This is a genomic window from Magnetospira sp. QH-2 (genome assembly GCF_000968135.1).
GTDB lineage: Bacteria > Pseudomonadota > Alphaproteobacteria > Rhodospirillales > Magnetospiraceae > Magnetospira.
Map to the genome: position 1 here is coordinate 87,603 of NZ_FO538765.1, position 17,080 is coordinate 104,682.

The 17,080-nt window shown below is 60.5% G+C and carries 10 protein-coding genes; 6 read left to right on the forward strand and 4 right to left on the reverse strand.

Going from position 1 to position 17,080, the window contains the following annotated elements; translation table 11 throughout:
• Positions 1–4 precede the first annotated feature (4 nt).
• The gene (locus MGMAQ_RS00480; protein WP_052716010.1) at positions 5–535 is read right to left on the reverse strand and encodes a heme-binding protein; all 531 of its coding nucleotides are present in this window, start codon (positions 533–535) and stop codon (positions 5–7) included.
• A 362-nt stretch (positions 536–897) separates the two neighbouring features.
• On the opposite strand from MGMAQ_RS00480, the gene gltB reads away from it, so the two are divergent.
• The 4 genes from gltB to MGMAQ_RS00495 all read left to right on the forward strand — a co-directional run bounded on the left by gltB (position 898) and on the right by MGMAQ_RS00495 (position 7,545).
• Positions 898–5,547 (forward strand): glutamate synthase large subunit, encoded by a 4,650-nt coding sequence (gene gltB / locus MGMAQ_RS00485; RefSeq protein WP_046019978.1) that lies wholly within the window; start codon positions 898–900, stop codon positions 5,545–5,547.
• 3 nt (positions 5,548–5,550) lie between these two features.
• Positions 5,551–6,969, forward strand: coding sequence for a glutamate synthase subunit beta (locus tag MGMAQ_RS00490; RefSeq protein ID WP_046019979.1), 1,419 nt, complete (start codon positions 5,551–5,553; stop codon positions 6,967–6,969).
• 84 nt (positions 6,970–7,053) lie between these two features.
• Entirely contained in the window at positions 7,054–7,317 is a 264-nt protein-coding gene (locus tag MGMAQ_RS21575; RefSeq protein ID WP_371258376.1) for a DUF6883 domain-containing protein, read from the forward strand.
• Between the two features lie 3 nt (positions 7,318–7,320).
• Positions 7,321–7,545 (forward strand): DUF4926 domain-containing protein, encoded by a 225-nt coding sequence (locus tag MGMAQ_RS00495; RefSeq protein ID WP_046019980.1) that lies wholly within the window; start codon positions 7,321–7,323, stop codon positions 7,543–7,545.
• Positions 7,546–7,981: 436 nt separating this feature from the next.
• On the opposite strand, the gene MGMAQ_RS00500 is transcribed toward MGMAQ_RS00495, so the two are convergent.
• Positions 7,982–8,602 carry an SIS domain-containing protein gene (locus tag MGMAQ_RS00500; protein WP_046019981.1) on the reverse strand — a complete coding sequence of 207 codons (621 nt, stop codon included), beginning with the start codon at positions 8,600–8,602 and terminating at the stop codon, positions 7,982–7,984.
• Positions 8,603–8,623: 21 nt separating this feature from the next.
• Positions 8,624–13,498 carry an NAD-glutamate dehydrogenase gene (locus MGMAQ_RS00505; protein ID WP_046019982.1) on the reverse strand — a complete coding sequence of 1,625 codons (4,875 nt, stop codon included), beginning with the start codon at positions 13,496–13,498 and terminating at the stop codon, positions 8,624–8,626.
• Positions 13,499–13,665: 167 nt separating this feature from the next.
• Here MGMAQ_RS00505 and MGMAQ_RS19105 point away from each other — a divergent pair, with 167 nt between their 5' ends.
• Positions 13,666–14,022: a hypothetical protein gene (locus tag MGMAQ_RS19105; RefSeq protein WP_052716011.1), complete on the forward strand. Its 357-nt coding sequence runs from the start codon at positions 13,666–13,668 to the stop codon at positions 14,020–14,022.
• On the opposite strand, the gene MGMAQ_RS00515 is transcribed toward MGMAQ_RS19105, so the two are convergent.
• Complete coding sequence (locus MGMAQ_RS00515; protein WP_148560770.1) at positions 13,970–15,328, reverse strand: hypothetical protein; 1,359 nt, start codon at positions 15,326–15,328, stop codon at positions 13,970–13,972. The genes MGMAQ_RS19105 and MGMAQ_RS00515 overlap by 53 nt on opposite strands.
• Positions 15,329–15,473: 145 nt before the next feature.
• On the opposite strand from MGMAQ_RS00515, the gene MGMAQ_RS00520 reads away from it, so the two are divergent.
• Complete coding sequence (locus MGMAQ_RS00520; protein ID WP_046019984.1) at positions 15,474–17,072, forward strand: lysine--tRNA ligase; 1,599 nt, start codon at positions 15,474–15,476, stop codon at positions 17,070–17,072.
• Positions 17,073–17,080 lie beyond the last annotated feature (8 nt).

A 17,080-nucleotide genomic window follows, 5' to 3' on the forward strand; every position in this document is an offset into this window, starting at 1 on the left:
TCCGTCAGTCAGCGAATTCGATGGCCTCGATAATGGCGTCGATTCCCGCTTGGGCACAAGCGCCGTCGATGCTGTTGCGATCGCTCTCGCCACGCGGGGCGCCGGAGACGCCGATGGCGCCGACCGTTGCCCCCGCCGCTTCGACAATCCGACCGCCGGGAATCAGCAAGGTGCCGGGAATATCCGGAATGCGCGCGGGCAGCACGCCTTCGGCCAACAGCGCTGCCAGGTTTCCGGTGGATTCGCGAAAGCTGTTGGCGGTCCAGGCCTTGCCCATGGCCGTGTCGATGGTATGGGGCCCGGCGAACCGATCGCGCAGCAGAACCTGGGCATGGCCGCCCCGGTCGACCACCGCCACCGCCACCGCGTACCCGGCCTCCTTGCAGTGATCCAAGGCCGCTCTGGCGGCGGTCTGCGCCAAGTCCAGGGACAATGTCCGCTGGCCATGCAGGGCGGGACCCTCGGCAAGGGACTTGCTCGGAAGCGTGAGGGTCACCCCAAACAGGGCACCAAGAACAATAAGGAAGCGATACATGGTCTTGCCTTTCGTACGGGTTCAGGGACTCGCACGAATGTAAGGACTGGTCCGAGCATGGGGAAATTTTATTTCCCCATGGGATTCATAGGCTAAGTCAATGAGTGAGGTGGGTTTAAGTCAGTACTATTGACCTAGTTGCCTCTTTCAGGCAGACTGCACGACCGTTACAAATCCCGGAACCCGTCAAGCAAGGGGTTCCGAACCTGAGCCGGACATGGTAATAGCCCCGCGCGGGCCGCGCCGTGATCCATGGATTGGACTGGCACGGGTTTGCCGAATGCCGCCCGTCAGGGGCGCCTGGGGTTGGTTATCATCGACCACTCTGGAAAATCAGGACCCCGCTTTTGAGGGAGTGAATTATGAGAGCTGCTGGCTATCCGGCTCCGAGGGGCCTCTACGACCCCGCCAATGAACATGACGCCTGTGGTGTCGGTTTCATCTGTCATGTGAAGAATCAAAAGAGCCACCATGTGGTCAGCCAGGGTCTTGAGATCCTGAAAAACCTGACCCACCGCGGCGCTGTTGGGGCCGATCCCCTGGCCGGCGATGGGGCCGGTATCCTGATTCAGTTGCCCGATGCCTTTCTGCGCGCTGAATGCGCTGCGTTGGGGTTCGATCTGCCGGAAGCGGGTCACTACGGCGTCGGCATGTTGTTCCTGCCCAAGGATGATACCAGCCGCGCCACCTGCGAGGCCCGGATCGAAAAGATCGTCCTTGAAGAGGGCCAGACGGTTCTCGGCTGGCGCGAGGTGCCAACGGACAATGCCGGAATCGGCGAAAGCGTGCTTGCGGTCGAACCGGCGATTCGGCAGGTGTTCATTGGCCGGACCGCCAGTCTGGCCGATCAGGATGCCTTTGAGCGCAAACTCTATGTGATTCACAAGCGGGTGCAGAACGAGTGCCGCCAGATCGATGTGCCCGATGCACAGATGGTCTATGTGCCCTCCATGTCCTCGCGCACCATTGTCTACAAGGGAATGCTGCTGGCTGATCAGGTGGATGCCTATTATCAGGACCTGACCGACGAGCGCATGGTTTCGGCCCTGGCCCTGGTGCACCAGCGGTTTTCCACCAATACCTTCCCCAGTTGGGAGTTGGCTCATCCGTTCCGCATGATCTGTCACAACGGCGAGATCAATACGGTACGCGGCAACATCAATTGGATGAACGCCCGTCGCAATGGCATGGTTTCCAGCCTGCTGGGTGACGACCTGCCCAAGATCTGGCCGGTGATCGCCGAGGGACAGTCGGATTCGGCGAGCTTCGACAACGCGTTGGAGCTCCTGGTTCAGGGCGGCTACAGCATGGCTCATGCCATGATGATGCTGGTCCCCGAAGCCTGGTCGGATAATCCGTTTATGGGAATCCACCGCAAGGCCTTTTACGAATACCATGCCGCGCTGATGGAGCCCTGGGATGGCCCCGCCGCCGTTTGCTTCACCGATGGGCGGCAGATCGGCGCCACCTTGGACCGCAATGGCCTGCGCCCGGCGCGCTATCTGGTCACCGACGATGATTTCGTGGTCATGGGATCGGAAATGGGCGTGCTGCCGGTGCCCGAGGACAAAATCGTCCAAAAGTGGCGGTTGCAGCCGGGCAAGATGCTGCTCATCGACCTGGAACAGGGCCGTATCATTTCCGACGAGGAAATGAAGAAGGACCTGTCCCACAGCAAGCCCTATCGCCGCTGGCTGGCCGAGACGCAGATCATGTTGGAGCACCAGCCCGCCCAGGTGGCGGCCATGGCGCCGGATGACGACATCATCCTGCAACGGCAAAAGGCCTTCGGCTACAATCAGGAAGACCTAAAGTTCTTCCTCAAGCCCATGGCCCTGAGCGGCCAGGACCCGGTGGGTTCCATGGGTGCCACCTCGGCGCTGGCGGTGCTCTCCGACAAGTCGCGGCTGCTCTATGACTATTTCCGGCAGAAGTTTGCCCAGGTGACCAATCCGCCCATCGACCCGATCCGCGAGGAACTGGTCATGTCGCTGATTTCACTGATCGGTCCCCGGCCCAATATCCTGGACCTGGAAACCGGTGGACGGCACATGCGCCTGGAAGTCCGGCAGCCGATTCTGACCAATGGCGATCTGGAAAAGATCCGTCGCATCGACGATGCCCTGGGCGATTCCTTCCGCACCAGTACCATCAGCATCTGCTATCCGGTGGAACAGGGCGAAGCAGGTCTGGGCCCGGCGCTCAAGGCACTGGTGGACAAGGCCGAGCGGGCCATCCGCGAGGACGGATACAACATTTTGATCCTGTCCGACCGGGGCATGGATGCGGATCATGTGGCCATCCCGGCCTTGCTGGCCACGGCAGCGGTCCATCATCACTTGGTGCGCAACGGCCTGCGGACGGAGACCGGCCTGGTGGTCGAGACCGGCGAGGCCCGCGAGGTGCATCACTTCGCGGTGCTGGCGGGTTATGGCGCCGAGGCGGTCAATCCCTATCTGGCGCTGGACTCCCTGGCCAGCTTGCAGCCCAAGCTACCCGATCCGTTGGATCTGGACGAGATGCATGCCCGCTATATCAAGGCGGTGGACAAAGGTCTGTTGAAGGTGATGTCGAAGATGGGCATCTCCACCTACCAATCCTATTGCGGTGCGCAGATCTTTGATGCGGTGGGCGTGTCCCGCGACTTCATTGATGCTTATTTCGCCGGCACCGACACCACGGTCGAGGGTGTCGGTCTGGCCGAAGTGGCCGCCGAAACCATTCGTCGTCACCGCCAGGCCTATGCCTCGCACAAATACGACGAGCTGGATCCTGGCGGGTTCCTGTCGTATCGCCTGAAGGGCGAGGAGCATGTCTGGACGCCGGAAACCATCGGCGATCTGCAACATGCGGTGCGCATGAACGACCAACAGCGCTATGATCAATATGCCCAGCGGGTCAACGATCAGTCCCGCAAGCTGTTGACCCTGCGCGGCCTGTTCGACATCAAGGAAGCCGCCAACCCCATTTCCATTGACGAGGTGGAACCCGCCAGCGAGATCGTCAAGCGGTTCGCCACCGGCGCCATGTCCTTTGGCTCTATTTCCTACGAGGCGCACAGCACTTTGGCTGTGGCCATGAACCGCATTGGCGGCAAATCCAATTCCGGCGAAGGCGGCGAAGAGCCGGAACGGTTCGTTCGCGAGTCCAATGGCGATCTGAAGCGCTCGGCCATCAAGCAGGTGGCCTCGGGCCGGTTCGGCGTGACCACCCACTACCTGGTCAATGCCGACGATATTCAGATTAAAATGGCCCAGGGCGCCAAGCCCGGTGAAGGTGGCCAGTTGCCCGGCCACAAGGTCAATCGGACCATTGCCCGGGTGCGCCATTCGACCCCGGGTGTCGGCCTGATTTCGCCGCCGCCGCATCATGACATCTATTCCATCGAGGATCTGGCGCAGCTCATCTATGACCTGAAGAACGTCAATCCCAAGGCGCGGATTTCGGTCAAGCTGGTCTCCGAGGTGGGTGTGGGCACGGTGGCCGCGGGCGTTTCCAAGGCCCATGCGGACCATGTGACCATCTCCGGCTTCGACGGTGGCACCGGCGCCTCGCCGCTGACCTCCATCAAGCATGCGGGCAGCCCCTGGGAGATCGGCCTCGCCGAAACCCATCAGACTCTGGTGCTCAACAAGCTGCGTGGCCGCATCGCGGTGCAGGCCGATGGCGGCATGCGCACCGGCCGTGACGTGGTGATCGGTGCGCTGCTGGGCGCTGATGAATTCGGCTTTGCTACCGTGGCTCTCATCGCCGAGGGCTGCATCATGATGCGTAAATGCCATCTCAATACCTGCCCGGTGGGTGTCGCCACCCAGGACCCGGAACTGCGTAAAAAGTTCCTCGGCCAGCCGGAACACGTGATTGCCTACTTCATGTTTGTCGCCGAGGAAGTGCGCAAGTACATGGCGAGCATGGGTTTCCGCAAGTTCGAGGAAATGATCGGTCACTCCGAGATGCTCGACATGCGCAAGGCGATGGATCACTGGAAGGCGCGCGGACTGGATTACAGCCGCATCCTGACCAAGCCCGAGGCCGATGAAAAGACGGCGGTCTTCAATTGCGAGGTTCAGGATCATGGTCTGGACAAGCAGCTGGACAACAAGCTGATCGCCGAGGCCAAACCGGCCCTGAAGAGCGGCACCGCCGTGCAGATCACCACCGACATCCGCAACACCGACCGTTCGGTGGGCGCCATGCTGTCGGGCCGGGTCGCCGAGGCCCATGGTCACGAGGGCCTGCCCGAGGATACCATTTCGGTGAAACTCAAGGGGACCGCGGGCCAGTCCTTTGGCGCCTGGGTCGCTCGGGGTGTCACCTTGGAGCTTGAAGGCGAAGCCAACGACTATGTGGGCAAGGGCCTGTCCGGCGGACGGCTGGTGGTCTATCCGGCCGCCGAATGCCCCATCGTCGCCGAGGACAACATGATTGTCGGCAATACGGTGCTCTATGGTGCCATTGCCGGTGAATGTTACTTCCGCGGCATTGCCGGGGAACGCTTCGCGGTTCGCAACTCGGGGGCCATCGCGGTGGTCGAGGGAACCGGTGATCACGGCTGCGAATACATGACCGGCGGCGTGGTCGTGGTGCTGGGCGCCACCGGCCGCAACTTCGCGGCGGGCATGTCCGGCGGGATCGCCTATGTGCTCGACGAAGCGGGTGACTTTGAAATGCGCTGTAACATGGCGATGGTCGAACTGGAACCGGTGATGGACGAGGCGGAAGCCTTGGAGGATCTGGACCACCAGGGTCTCGACCTGGAGACCCACGGTCGGGTGGACGTCATGGCGGATATGACCCGTCACGACGCCCTGCGCCTGCGGCAGTTGATCGAAAAGCATGCCCATTACACTGACAGCGCCCGGGCCAAGATAATCCTGGAGAATTGGGAGCAGATGCTGCCCAAGTTCCGCAAGATCATGCCGGTGGAATATCGCCGCGCCCTGCAAGAAATGCAGATCGCCAGAAACGTCGAAAAACAACAGGCCGGTCACGGTCTGCGTGGAGGGAAGTGAGCCATGGGCAAGCCGACCGGATTCATGGAAATCAACCGCCAAGCCCCGGGCTATGCCCCGGTGCACCAGCGGATCCGCCACTATCGGGAATTCGCCATCCAACTGGATGATCGGGAACTGGGCCGTCAGGGGGCCCGCTGCATGGATTGCGGCATTCCCTTCTGCCACGGTGGATGCCCGGTGGACAATCTCATCCCGGACTGGAACCATTCGGTCTATCGGGGGCGCTGGGAAGATGCTCTGCGCACCCTGCATTCGACCAATAATTTCCCCGAGTTCACCGGACGGGTCTGTCCGGCGCCCTGCGAGGCGTCTTGCACCTTGAACCTTACCGACGAAGCGGTGACCATCAAGAATATCGAGCTCAATACCATCGAGAAGGGCTGGGCCGCCAATCTGGTCAAGCCGCAGATTGCCAGCCACCGGACCGGCAAGCGCATTGCCGTGGTCGGGGCCGGTCCCGCCGGTCTGGCCGCTGCCCAGCAACTGGCCCGTGCCGGCCATGAGGTGGTGGTGATGGAAAAGAACGCCCGCATGGGCGGCCTGATGCGTTATGGCATTCCCGATTTCAAGCTGGAAAAATGGACCATTGACCGCCGCATGGCCCAAATGCAGGCCGAAGGTGTGGAGTTCCGCTCTGGCTGTCATGTGGGGGTCAATATCCCCACGGCCCGGCTGATGGAAAAATATGACGCCGTGGTTTTGGCCTGTGGATCGGAAAAGCCGCGCGATTTGCCGGTCCCGGGTCGGGATTTGGACGGCGTCCATTTCGCCATGGATTTCCTCACCCAGCAGAACAAGCGGGTGGCCGACGAACCGTTCCCCGAGGAACACGAAATTATCGCCCGCGACAAACATGTGGTGGTCATCGGTGGTGGCGATACCGGATCCGACTGCGTCGGCACCTCTATCCGCCATGGGGCGCGGAGCGTCACCCAGATCGAGATCATGCCCCGACCGCCGAAAGAAGAGTTCAAGCCGACGGTCTGGCCCAAGTGGCCCTTAAAGCTGCGCACATCGACCTCCCACGAGGAAGGCTGCGAGCGTCAGTGGAGCGTCATGACCACCTCGTTCGAGGGCGTCAACGGCAAGCTGACCAAACTCAACTGCGTCAAGGTCGATGACAAGATGCAGCCGGTGGCGGGCACCGAGTTCGTTCTCAAGGCCGACATGGCTCTATTGGCCATGGGCTTTGTCCATCCGGTTCATGAGGGTCTGGTCAGCGATCTCGAGCTGGAACTGGATCCGCGCGGCAACGTCTTGGCCGACTACGACAATTTCCAAAGCTCCAATTCCAAGGTGTTTTCCTGCGGCGACATGCGTCGGGGACAGTCCTTGATTGTCTGGGCGATCAAGGAAGGCCGCCGTTGCGCCCGCGCCGTGGATGGCTTCTTGATGGGGGAAAGCCGCCTGCCGGGGTGAGCCTTGAAAAAGCTACCAAATGCGGCAGAGGCGGAGGTCGACGAGCGAAAAATCGTCGACTATCTGCTCTCTGAATAGCACGCGTTGGGGCGGGCCAAGGCGCGTTTTTTCATAGGGATCGGATTCTCGCGCGCCGAATGGCCTCTTTTGCGGGAGGCACTGCTCGCTCATGGGAGATCTGCTCAGGTTCTATCAACGGGCGAGACAGAATTCGAAAAAAAGTATACGGTAGAGGGTGAATTGCGAAGCCCGTTGGGGCGCATCGTCCTCCTTCGGACGGTGTGGTTTGTCGCCGAAGGGCGAATACGGCCCAAACTTGTGACCGCTTATCCTGTTCGTTCGGAGTAACCGATGATCAAAGAATATGATCCAGTGGTTCTACAGTCTGACCTGCCGAACGCCGGCCTGGAGGCTGGTGATATCGGCACAGTGGTGATGATTCACGGGAACGGATCGGGTTACGAGGTGGAATTTGCCACGCTGTCTGGAATCACGGTTGCCGTGGAGACGGTGGCTGCCGCGAATATCCGACCTGTGGGCACCAAGGAAATCGCCCACGTGAGGAAAGTGGCGTAGCAAGTTTTTCAATCGGGTTCCCGACCACGACACTTGACTGCTCATGCCATGGGAGCCCAGCAAGGCATTTGTCACGCCTGCAAGAAGGGAAGCCAATAAGCCATGGTTTACTGATTGTTGGAGATTGTCGGCACGGGAAGGCGAAGCGGAATCCTCGCCGGTGTACTCAGAGCAGATCCATCCCTCGCGGCCGATGCTCTTAAACTGACCCTTGCTGTGACAGAGTAAGGCGGAGAGCGTTCAACTTGAATACCCAAGATGCTCAGATGATTGAGAATGTCACGGGTTGGTGTCGGAGTTTCCTAGCGCGTGTCGGGTCCAATCGGACCCGCTAGACACGCGCGACCTTATTGGAATCGATCACGTTTTTCATGTTTGATCGAATCCGATCAATCACGACGTGATCTAGCGTGGGCTCAAGAGAAAGTCCCGAATCTCAGAACAACCGCTCGGCAATCAGCGCCGGGTCCATGTTGGCCATGCGGATGTATTGGGCCAGCACATGCATCAGGGATTGATGGCTATCCTCTATGACACCGTAGTTGTCGGCCTCCACATGCAAATGATGGGTGGCGATTCCGGCCAGTCGTCCGCCGGTAAAACCAGTGAAGGCAATGACATCGATCTCATTGTCCCGTGCCCATTGGGCGGCGCGCACGACGTTTTCGGAATTCCCCGACGAACTGATGACCAGCAGTAGATCCCCCGGCCGGGCATCGGAGCGCAATGGGTAGAGGAACACGTCATCGTAGGAAAGGTCATTGGCGATGGCGGTCAACATGGGAATGTTAGACGACAACGAAATGATCCGGGGCTTCAGGTGGGTATCGGACTGCACCAGCTTGGCGTGGTCGCCGACAAAGCTATCGGCAATGGCCGCCGAGCCCCCATTGCCGCAAACATAAAGGCGTCCGCCGTTTTCGTAAGCGGCGGCCAGACGCTGGCCCGCCTGATCCAGTTTGCTCCGGTCAATGGACTTCAGGGCATGGGCCAGGCGGTCCGCATAGGCGTCGAAATAGGAAGCGATGTCGGCATAGGAGTCATCGGGAAAGGTCATCGGGTTCTCTGTTGTTGGCGGTCAGCAGGCGGATCCCTCCGGGGAATCCTCCGCCAACGCACGAAGCTGGCGGCTGGATACCGCTAGCATGGAGAAGTCCGGTTTGTCACCCGCCCACATTTCCGACAGCATCTGTTCGGTGCGTCCGACCATGTCGCTGTGCAGCTCCACCCAGTTGGCGATGGCTTCGTCCGGCTCGCTATCGACCCGCTTGGGACAGGACAGCACTTTCGAGGTCAGCGCCATCTGGTGGCCATAGAGGTCTTCGATCAGGGCTGCCACGGCCAGCTTCTGCCAGTGGTTTTCCGATTTCAGCTCTTCCGCCGCGGCGCGCATGAAGCCGAGCTTGAACCGTCCGCCGACGGCGAAGTAATGCTTGGCCACGGCCTCCACCGACAGGTCGTGGTCGGAGGCCAGCCGCACGATGTCACAGCCGGACACCATGACCATCAGTCCGGCCATGCGCAGGGCCAGGTCCTCGTCCAGCCCCGCTTCCAGGTAGCCTTGCTTGCGCGCCGCCAGATCTTCGGCGGCACGGGTGGCCAGAACCTGGTCCAATTGATCGGTCAGTGTCGCGACCCCGGGCGCGAAGCGGGCCACATTGGCGCCAATGTCCAAGGGCAGCTTCATCTGGCGCAGGAACCACATGGTCCCCCGATCCACCAGCCGGTTGACTTCCAACAGCATGCGGGTCTGCACCTCGGCCCGCACCTTGTTGTCCAGGGCCTCAATCTGCGCCCAAACCTCGCGCAGGTTGAAGACATCGCGGGTGATCAGATAGGCCCGGGCCACTTCGGCGGCATGCAGGCCGGTCTTCTCGGCGATCTGAGTGACGAAATAGCCGCCGACCCGGTTGATCATGGCATTGGCCACATAGGTGGCAACGATCTCTCTGCGCAGCCGATGCTCGTTGATCACCTTGCGGTACTTTTTACGCAGAGCGGTGGGGAAGTAGCGGATCAAGTCCTCCGCCAGAGCCGGATCATCGGGCAGATCGGACTCCATTACCTGATCGAACAGCCAGATTTTGGCATAGGGCATGAGGATGGAGATTTCCGGCCGGGTCAGGCCCTGTCCGGCGGCTTCCCTTTCGCTCAGGGTCTCGTCGTCGGGCAGGAACTCCACAGCCCGGTCGAGCCGTCCGGTGCGCTCCAGCATGCGCATCAGGCGGACCTGCTGGTCTAGGATATCGGTGCCTTGACTGGCCACGATGGTCAGGGCCTGGGATTGCAGATAGTTGTCGCGCAACACCAGCTCGCCCACCTCGTCGGTCATCTTTTCCAACAAGGCCGTGCGTTGCTTGGGCGTCATGTCGCCGTCGGACACCACCTTGTCCAAAAGGATCTTGATATTGACCTCGTGGTCAGAGCAATCCACCCCGGCCGAGTTATCGATGGAATCCGTATTCAGTCGTCCTCCGCGCAGCGCGAATTGAATGCGGGCCCGCTGGGTCACGCCCAGGTTGGCGCCTTCGCCGATCACCTTGCAACGCAGTTCCGGGGCGTCGATGCGCACCGCGTCGTTGGCCCGGTCGCCCGCGTCCGCATGGGTCTCGGTGGTGGACTTGATATAGGTCCCGATGCCGCCGAACCACAACAGATCGATTTCGGCGGTCAGAATGGCGCGGATCAATTCGGTGGGGGTCACCGTGTCTTTGGAAATCCCCAGGACTTTCTTGATTTCCGGTGTCAGTTTGAGCTTCTTCGAAGATCGCTGGAAAATGGCGCCGCCCTTGGACAACAGTTTCTGGTCATAGGCGTCCCAGCCCTTGATATCGTTGAACAGCCGCGTGCGTTCCTTGAACGTCTTGGCCGCGTCCGGGTCCGGATCGATGAAGATATGCAAGTGGTTGAAAGCCGCGACCAGCTTGATATGCGGTGACAAAAGCATACCGTTGCCAAACACGTCGCCGCCCATGTCGCCGACCCCGGCCACGGTGAATTCCTGCGACTGGGTATCCACCCCCATCTCGCGGAAATGGCGCTTGACCGATTCCCAGCCACCCTTGGCGGTGATGCCCATGGCCTTGTGGTCATAGCCGTTGCTGCCGCCCGATGCGAAAGCATCCCCAAGCCAGAAGCCGTGATCAATGGCCACGCCATTGGCAATGTCGGAGAAGGTCGCGGTGCCCTTATCCGCCGCGACCACCAGATAGGAATCGTCGCCGTCGTGGCGGACCACATCTGTCGGCGGGACGACCGAATCGCCATCCAGATTGTCGGTGATTTCCAACATGGCGGCGATGAACGACTTGTAGCAGGCGATGCCCTCTTCGATGAAGGCCTGTCGCCCGCCCTCGGTGGGCGGCCTTTTAACCACGAAACCGCCCTTGGAGCCCACCGGCACGATAACCGCGTTCTTGACCTGCTGAGCCTTGACCAGGCCGAGGATCTCGGTGCGGAAATCCTCCTGTCGGTCGGACCAGCGAAGTCCGCCACGGGCCACCGGACCGCCGCGCAGATGGACCGCTTCCACCCGGGGACTATAGACGAAGATCTCGCGCCAGGGCCGCGGCAGGGGCAGTTCCTCGACGTTCTGGCTATCCAGTTTAAAGGAGATATAGGGTTGCGGGTTTCCTTCCCCGTCGGTCTGGAAGTAGTTGGTGCGCAGTGTGGATTCCACCACATTGATAAAGCGCTTGAGGATGCGATCCTCGTCGGCGCTGGCGACTTCTTCCAGGCTGACCATCAGGTCGTTGTGCAGGGCACCGACGGTCTTGTCGCGCATCTTGGCGCGGGCCGGATCGAAGCGGGCCAGGAACAGTTGCACGATCTGCCGGGCCAGATGGGCGTTGCGGCCCAAGGTCTGTTCCATATAGGCTTGAGAAAAGGGAATGGCTGCCTGACGCAGGTATTTGCATAGTCCGCGCAGCATCGCCACTTCGCGCCAGGCCAATCCGGCGCTGAGGATCAAGGCGTTGAAGCCATCGCTTTCGGCATCCCCGGCCCAAACCCGTTGGAAGGCTTCCTCGAAGTTCTCGCGCACCACACCCAAATCGATGTTGCCGCCATCGCGGGTCTGTAAACCGAAATCATGAATCATCACGAAGTCCGAGCCCTTGCCTCGAATGACACCGGGGCGCACTTCATAAGGGACTTCGTCCATGACCTTGAAGCCCATGTGCTCAAGCATGGGCAGGACATCGGACAATGGAACCGCGCTGTTGGGGTGATAGATCTTCAGTCGCACCCGATCCGGGGACATGCCCAGGGGGCGATAAAGATTCATGTCCATGGTCTTGGCGGCCAGCACGCTGTCCACCAGTTCCACGTCGGCCACGGCGGCGTCCACATTGAAGCGGTCCGTATAGCCCGACGGGAAGGCTTCACCGTACCGTTGGAACAACGTCAGGCCAATCTCCTCGCCCCGGGCCTCGACCAAGGCCTGCTCCAGGCGGTCGGTCCAGGTCCGCGCGGTTTCGATGATTTCCGCTTCGATCTCGGCGACATTGTAATCCAGATCGATCCCCGGCTCCGTGCGCATGATGATATGCAGCCGTGCCAGGGCGCCGTCGGACACCTGGATGTAATAAGCCGAAGTCTCGGCATTGAAGGCGGATTCCAATATCTTTTGAATACGCTTGCGCAGATTGGTGGTGTAGCGGTCGCGCGGGATATAGACCAAACAGGACATGAACCGTTCAAAGTCGTCCCGCCGCACAAACAAAGCCACCCGAGGCTGCTGTTGCAGGTGCATGATGCCTTGGGCGATCTCCAACAGATCCTGTTCGCCGATCTGGAACAGCTCGTCGCGCGGGAAAGTTTCCAACACATTGAGCATGACCTTGGCGTCATGACTCGACCGGGGCAGGCCCGCCGCATCGAGAATACGATTGACCTTCTTGGCGATCATCGGAATGTCGGTGGGGGTGCGGTTATAGGCGGAGGCGGTAAACAGGCCGACGAATACATGCTGTCCGGCGACCCGTCCCTCGGCGTCGTACTTCTTGATGCAGATGGTGTCCATATGGGTGTCGCGATGCACCGTGGACCGAAGGTTGGCCTTGGTGACCATCATGATATCGGGCTTATGGACAAAGGCCCGCACCTCGCCAGGCAACGGTCGGCCATCCACGAGTTGCTTGAAGACCAGCACTTCCTTTTTGCCCAGGAGTCCCAGAGCGGAGTCCCCGTCCACTTCGATCTTCTGTTCGCCCATGGCGCCAACGAAGGAGCAGAAGCGATAGCCCAGGAATGTGTAATTGCCGTGATGCAGCCAGTTGAGGAAGTCGCGGGTTTCGCTGACCACTTCCGCATCCAGGTTGGCGGGAGGTTCATCCAGTTCGGCCAGCACGGCATCCATGCGATCGACCATGCTGCGCCAGTCGGTGACGGCGGCGTCCACGTCTCTCAGCACCGAATCGAGGCTCTGCTGGATCTCTTTGAGGCGTTCCCCCGACGACTGTTTGGTGACCAGGACCTGAATATAGGATTCCCGGTTCAGATCCTCGTCATCCGACTTTCCATCCATGATGGCCTGCACGGCGCCGTCGTCGTCACGGCTAAGGGTGATCAACGGATGCACCAGCCGATGAATGGCCAGACCTTTTTTCGATAGGGCGGCGGAAATGGAATCAATCAAAAACGGTCTGTCGGAAATGACGACCTCGACCACGGTCTGCTCGGCGCGCCAGCCGTGTTCTTCCAGGCTTGGATTATAGACCCGAACTTTGTGCCCGCCTTTTTGCCGCTTGGTACCAAATAGCCACAGAGAGAGAGCGCCGCCAAACAGGCGGTCCACCGGGTCGCCGATCATGTCTTCGGGCATGACGCGACGGTAGAATTGCCGCATGAAAGTGGCGGCATTTTCGGCCAGAGGGCTATCGAGGCGTTCGTTGGCTTCGGTAACCGCTTTTTCGATCAGGTCGGCTTTTTGCTTGACCGGATTTAGTACCATGGGGGGCTCCTCCCTAAGAGATTGGTCTTGCGCCCCTCCGAATCGTTCCCTGGGCGGAATGTTAACGGAGTCGGGTAAAAAAACAAATAATTTTGAACCACTTGTTTCCTTGCTTTAGAATTGCATCGGGGCATATGGGAAGTGTTGAGCGAAACCGCGAGGAAAAGATGCAGGGTGAAACCGAAACCCAGGATTTTGATTTGCTGATCACCCGGCTACCGGCCCAGGTGGTCGATAGTCTGGACGATGACCAGAAAACAGCCATCCACCAAGTGGTCACCGAATCCACTTGGCGGACCCATCCCATCGATATCCGTTACAGTCTGCCCTTCTTCGGACGACGCTATTACTTGACCGTGGTGGCCGGGGAGGAAAAACGGACACCGCAACGGCGCCAGGTTCATGAAGACGCTCCTTCGCGCCTTTCCCTGGGCAACCTGCTGTTCGTCATGGGCGTGGGGTCGCTGTTTTTTATGGCGCTGTTGGCGGCACTGGCCCTGCAGTCGGCGCTGGTGGAATTTTAGACCCTGCATAGAGCGGCAGCTCGGAAATCCGTGCGTCGATCTTGGCGACCATGTCGTGATAGCGCGGATCGTTCATGGATCCATAAACGCCTTCAAACAACGCCTGGGTCAGCCCGGCGGGCAAATCTCGATGCTTGGGGAAATACAAGCCATCGTCGGAGGATTGGGAGAACATCCGTTGGGTATGGCGCGCGTTCTGTTTCGATTTCAGGGCGAAATCGGCCAGACGGATCCCGGCCCGGTCGGCGGCCAAATCGTCAAAACTGAATCCGCTGCCGCCACGCGAGCTGTCCAGCAGTTCCTTGACCTCACCAACCACAAAGGCCGGGGCCACATCGGAGACCATGCGCAGATAGGCGGAAAACATGAAATGCAGGGCCAAATCGTGGCGCCCGCCCACATGGGTGAAGCGGCAGCGGGAAAAGTGATTCCACAACCGGCCCGTTCGCACCTTGCCGATGGCTTTTTCGAAGATCGGCGGCCCGCAGTACAGGCTGACGGCCAGCAGCGCTGCCCGGTTCTCCAATACCGGATCATGCCCTTGCGCAGAGCGCTCGGCGGCCAGGGCAAAGGTCGGCGCCAGGTATTCCCCCAGCCGGTTGGCCTTGTTCCAGGCCTGGCGGTTCCCCACCTGCATCAACCGCTTATAGTACAGCTGGACCAGGGTTGGATCGCCCAGAGGTTGATAGCGCGTCACCACCCGGTCGAGCCCTTTTTTCAGCAATGAGATATCATCCCGGCCGAACCGATAGGTCAGGCTGATCTGGTCGGCTTCGATGGTCGTTGAGCGGACCGCGTCGAACAGGATATTGCCCGCGCCGGTTTCCATGACATCGTCCAGCACCCCTTGAATCAAGGGGGGGACCGCCTGTCCGGGTAATGTGATCCGGCCCAGGCGCAGACCGCCGAAACTCAGGCCCCGATCATTGTTCTCCACCGACAAGGCGATATTCAAGAACCGCATCCGGGGGAGCGGGATGGTGCCCCGCATTTCCAAGGCGTCGTCCTTGATCACCGCCGTGGTCGGCCAGTTTTGTCCCAGGCCGCGCATGGCCAGGGCGGATAATCCGGCCACCCGATCCGGCGACAGGCTGACATGGTGATCGTGAGTGGTCTCGTTGAGGGCCAATCGAAAGCCATGCAGCAGCGAGCGCAACTGACGGGCATCCTCTGAATCCGGCACGGCGGCGCGTGTGACCAAGGGCCGGTCTTCGGTAATCCCCCACAGGGCACCGACACCGATCACGGCCAGCAACAGCATCCAGATCAGGATGCGGAACAGGGTGGCGGCGCTCACCGGTCCCATGGTCGGCAGGGCTCCTTTGGCGGGGATGCAAACTTTGGATTGGCAGGGTGTCATAGGTGACCAGCGATGAAAAGCACCCAGCGGTTTCTTGACGTCCAAGCCCCGGGGTCCTACCTTCCGCACGCCCCTTGACCGGAGATTTTACATGACTGACGACATCCGCGAACTCGCCCAGAAATCCAACGCCTGGCCCTTTGCCGAGGCGCGCCAGTTGGCGAAACGGATCGGCGGGAGCGTGCCGGACAAAGGCTATGTGCTATTCGAGACCGGCTACGGACCCTCCGGCCTGCCCCATATCGGCACCTTCGGCGAGGTGGCGCGGACCACCATGGTGCGGCAGGCCTTCGAGGCCCTGACCGGGCTGCCCACCAAGCTGATCGCCTTTTCCGATGACATGGACGGCCTGCGCAAGGTCCCCGACAACCTCCCCAACAAAGAGCTGCTGGAGCCCTATCTGGGCAAACCGCTGACCCAGGTACCCGATCCATTCGGCACCCATGAAAGCTTCGGCCATCATAACAATGCCCGGCTGCGGGCCTTTCTCGACCACTTTGGTTTCACTTATGAATTCAAGAGTTCCACCACCGCCTATCAGGCCGGGGAATTCGATGAAACCCTGCTGAAGATGCTGGCCAACTACGATGCGGTGATGAAGGTCATCCTGCCGACCCTGGGGGAGGAACGCCGGGCCACCTATTCCCCCTTCCTGCCGGTCTGTCCGCGCACCGGCGTGGTGTTGCAGGTGCCCATGCTGGAGCGCGACCCCGAGGCCGGGACCATCGTTTATGCGGACCCGGAAACCGGCGAGAAGGTCGAGACCCCGGTCACCGGCGGCCATTGCAAGCTGCAATGGAAGCCCGACTGGGCCATGCGCTGGGCGGCCTTGCAGGTGGATTACGAAATGTCCGGCAAGGACCTGATCGATTCCGTCAAGCTGTCGTCGAAGATCTGTCGCATCCTCGGCGGCAAGCCCCCCGAAGGCTTCACCTACGAGCTGTTTCTCGACGATCGGGGCGAGAAGATTTCCAAATCCAAGGGCAATGGCCTGGCGGTGGAGGAGTGGCTGGCCTATGCGCCGCCGGAAAGCCTGTCGCTGTTCATGTTCCAAAAGCCCAAGACCGCGAAAAGGCTGTTCTTCGACGTCATTCCGAAAAACGTCGATGAGTACCTGACCTTCGTCGAGCGCTTCGCCAACCTGGCGCCCAACAAGCAAATCGACAACCCGGCCTGGCACATCCACGGTGGCAATCCGCCCCACGAAGAAGCGCATCTAAGCTACAACATCCTGCTCAATCTGGCCTCGGTCTGCCATTCCGAGGACCCGGCGGTGCTCTGGCACTATATCGCCCGCTACGCCCCCTCGGCGACCCCGGAAACGGCGCCCATGCTTAACAAACTGGTCAGCTACGCCATCAACTACTACCGGGATTTCATCAAGCCCAACAAGCAGTACCGCCCGGCTACCGAGGCCGAGAAAACGGCCCTGAGCGAGCTCGCCGGCTTGTTGGAACAACTCCCCGCCGATGCCCCGGCGGAAGACCTGCAAGGCCAGGTCTACGAGGTGGGCAAGGCCCATCCCGATACCTTCGCCGACCTGAAAAGCTGGTTCAAGGCGCTCTACCAGATCCTGCTCGGCCAGGATCAGGGTCCGCGCATGGGCTCGTTCATCGCGCTTTATGGCAAGGACGAGACCGTGGCGCTGATCAATCGCGCGGTGGCGGGAGAGGATCTGGGTGGGGCATGAGGCGGGGT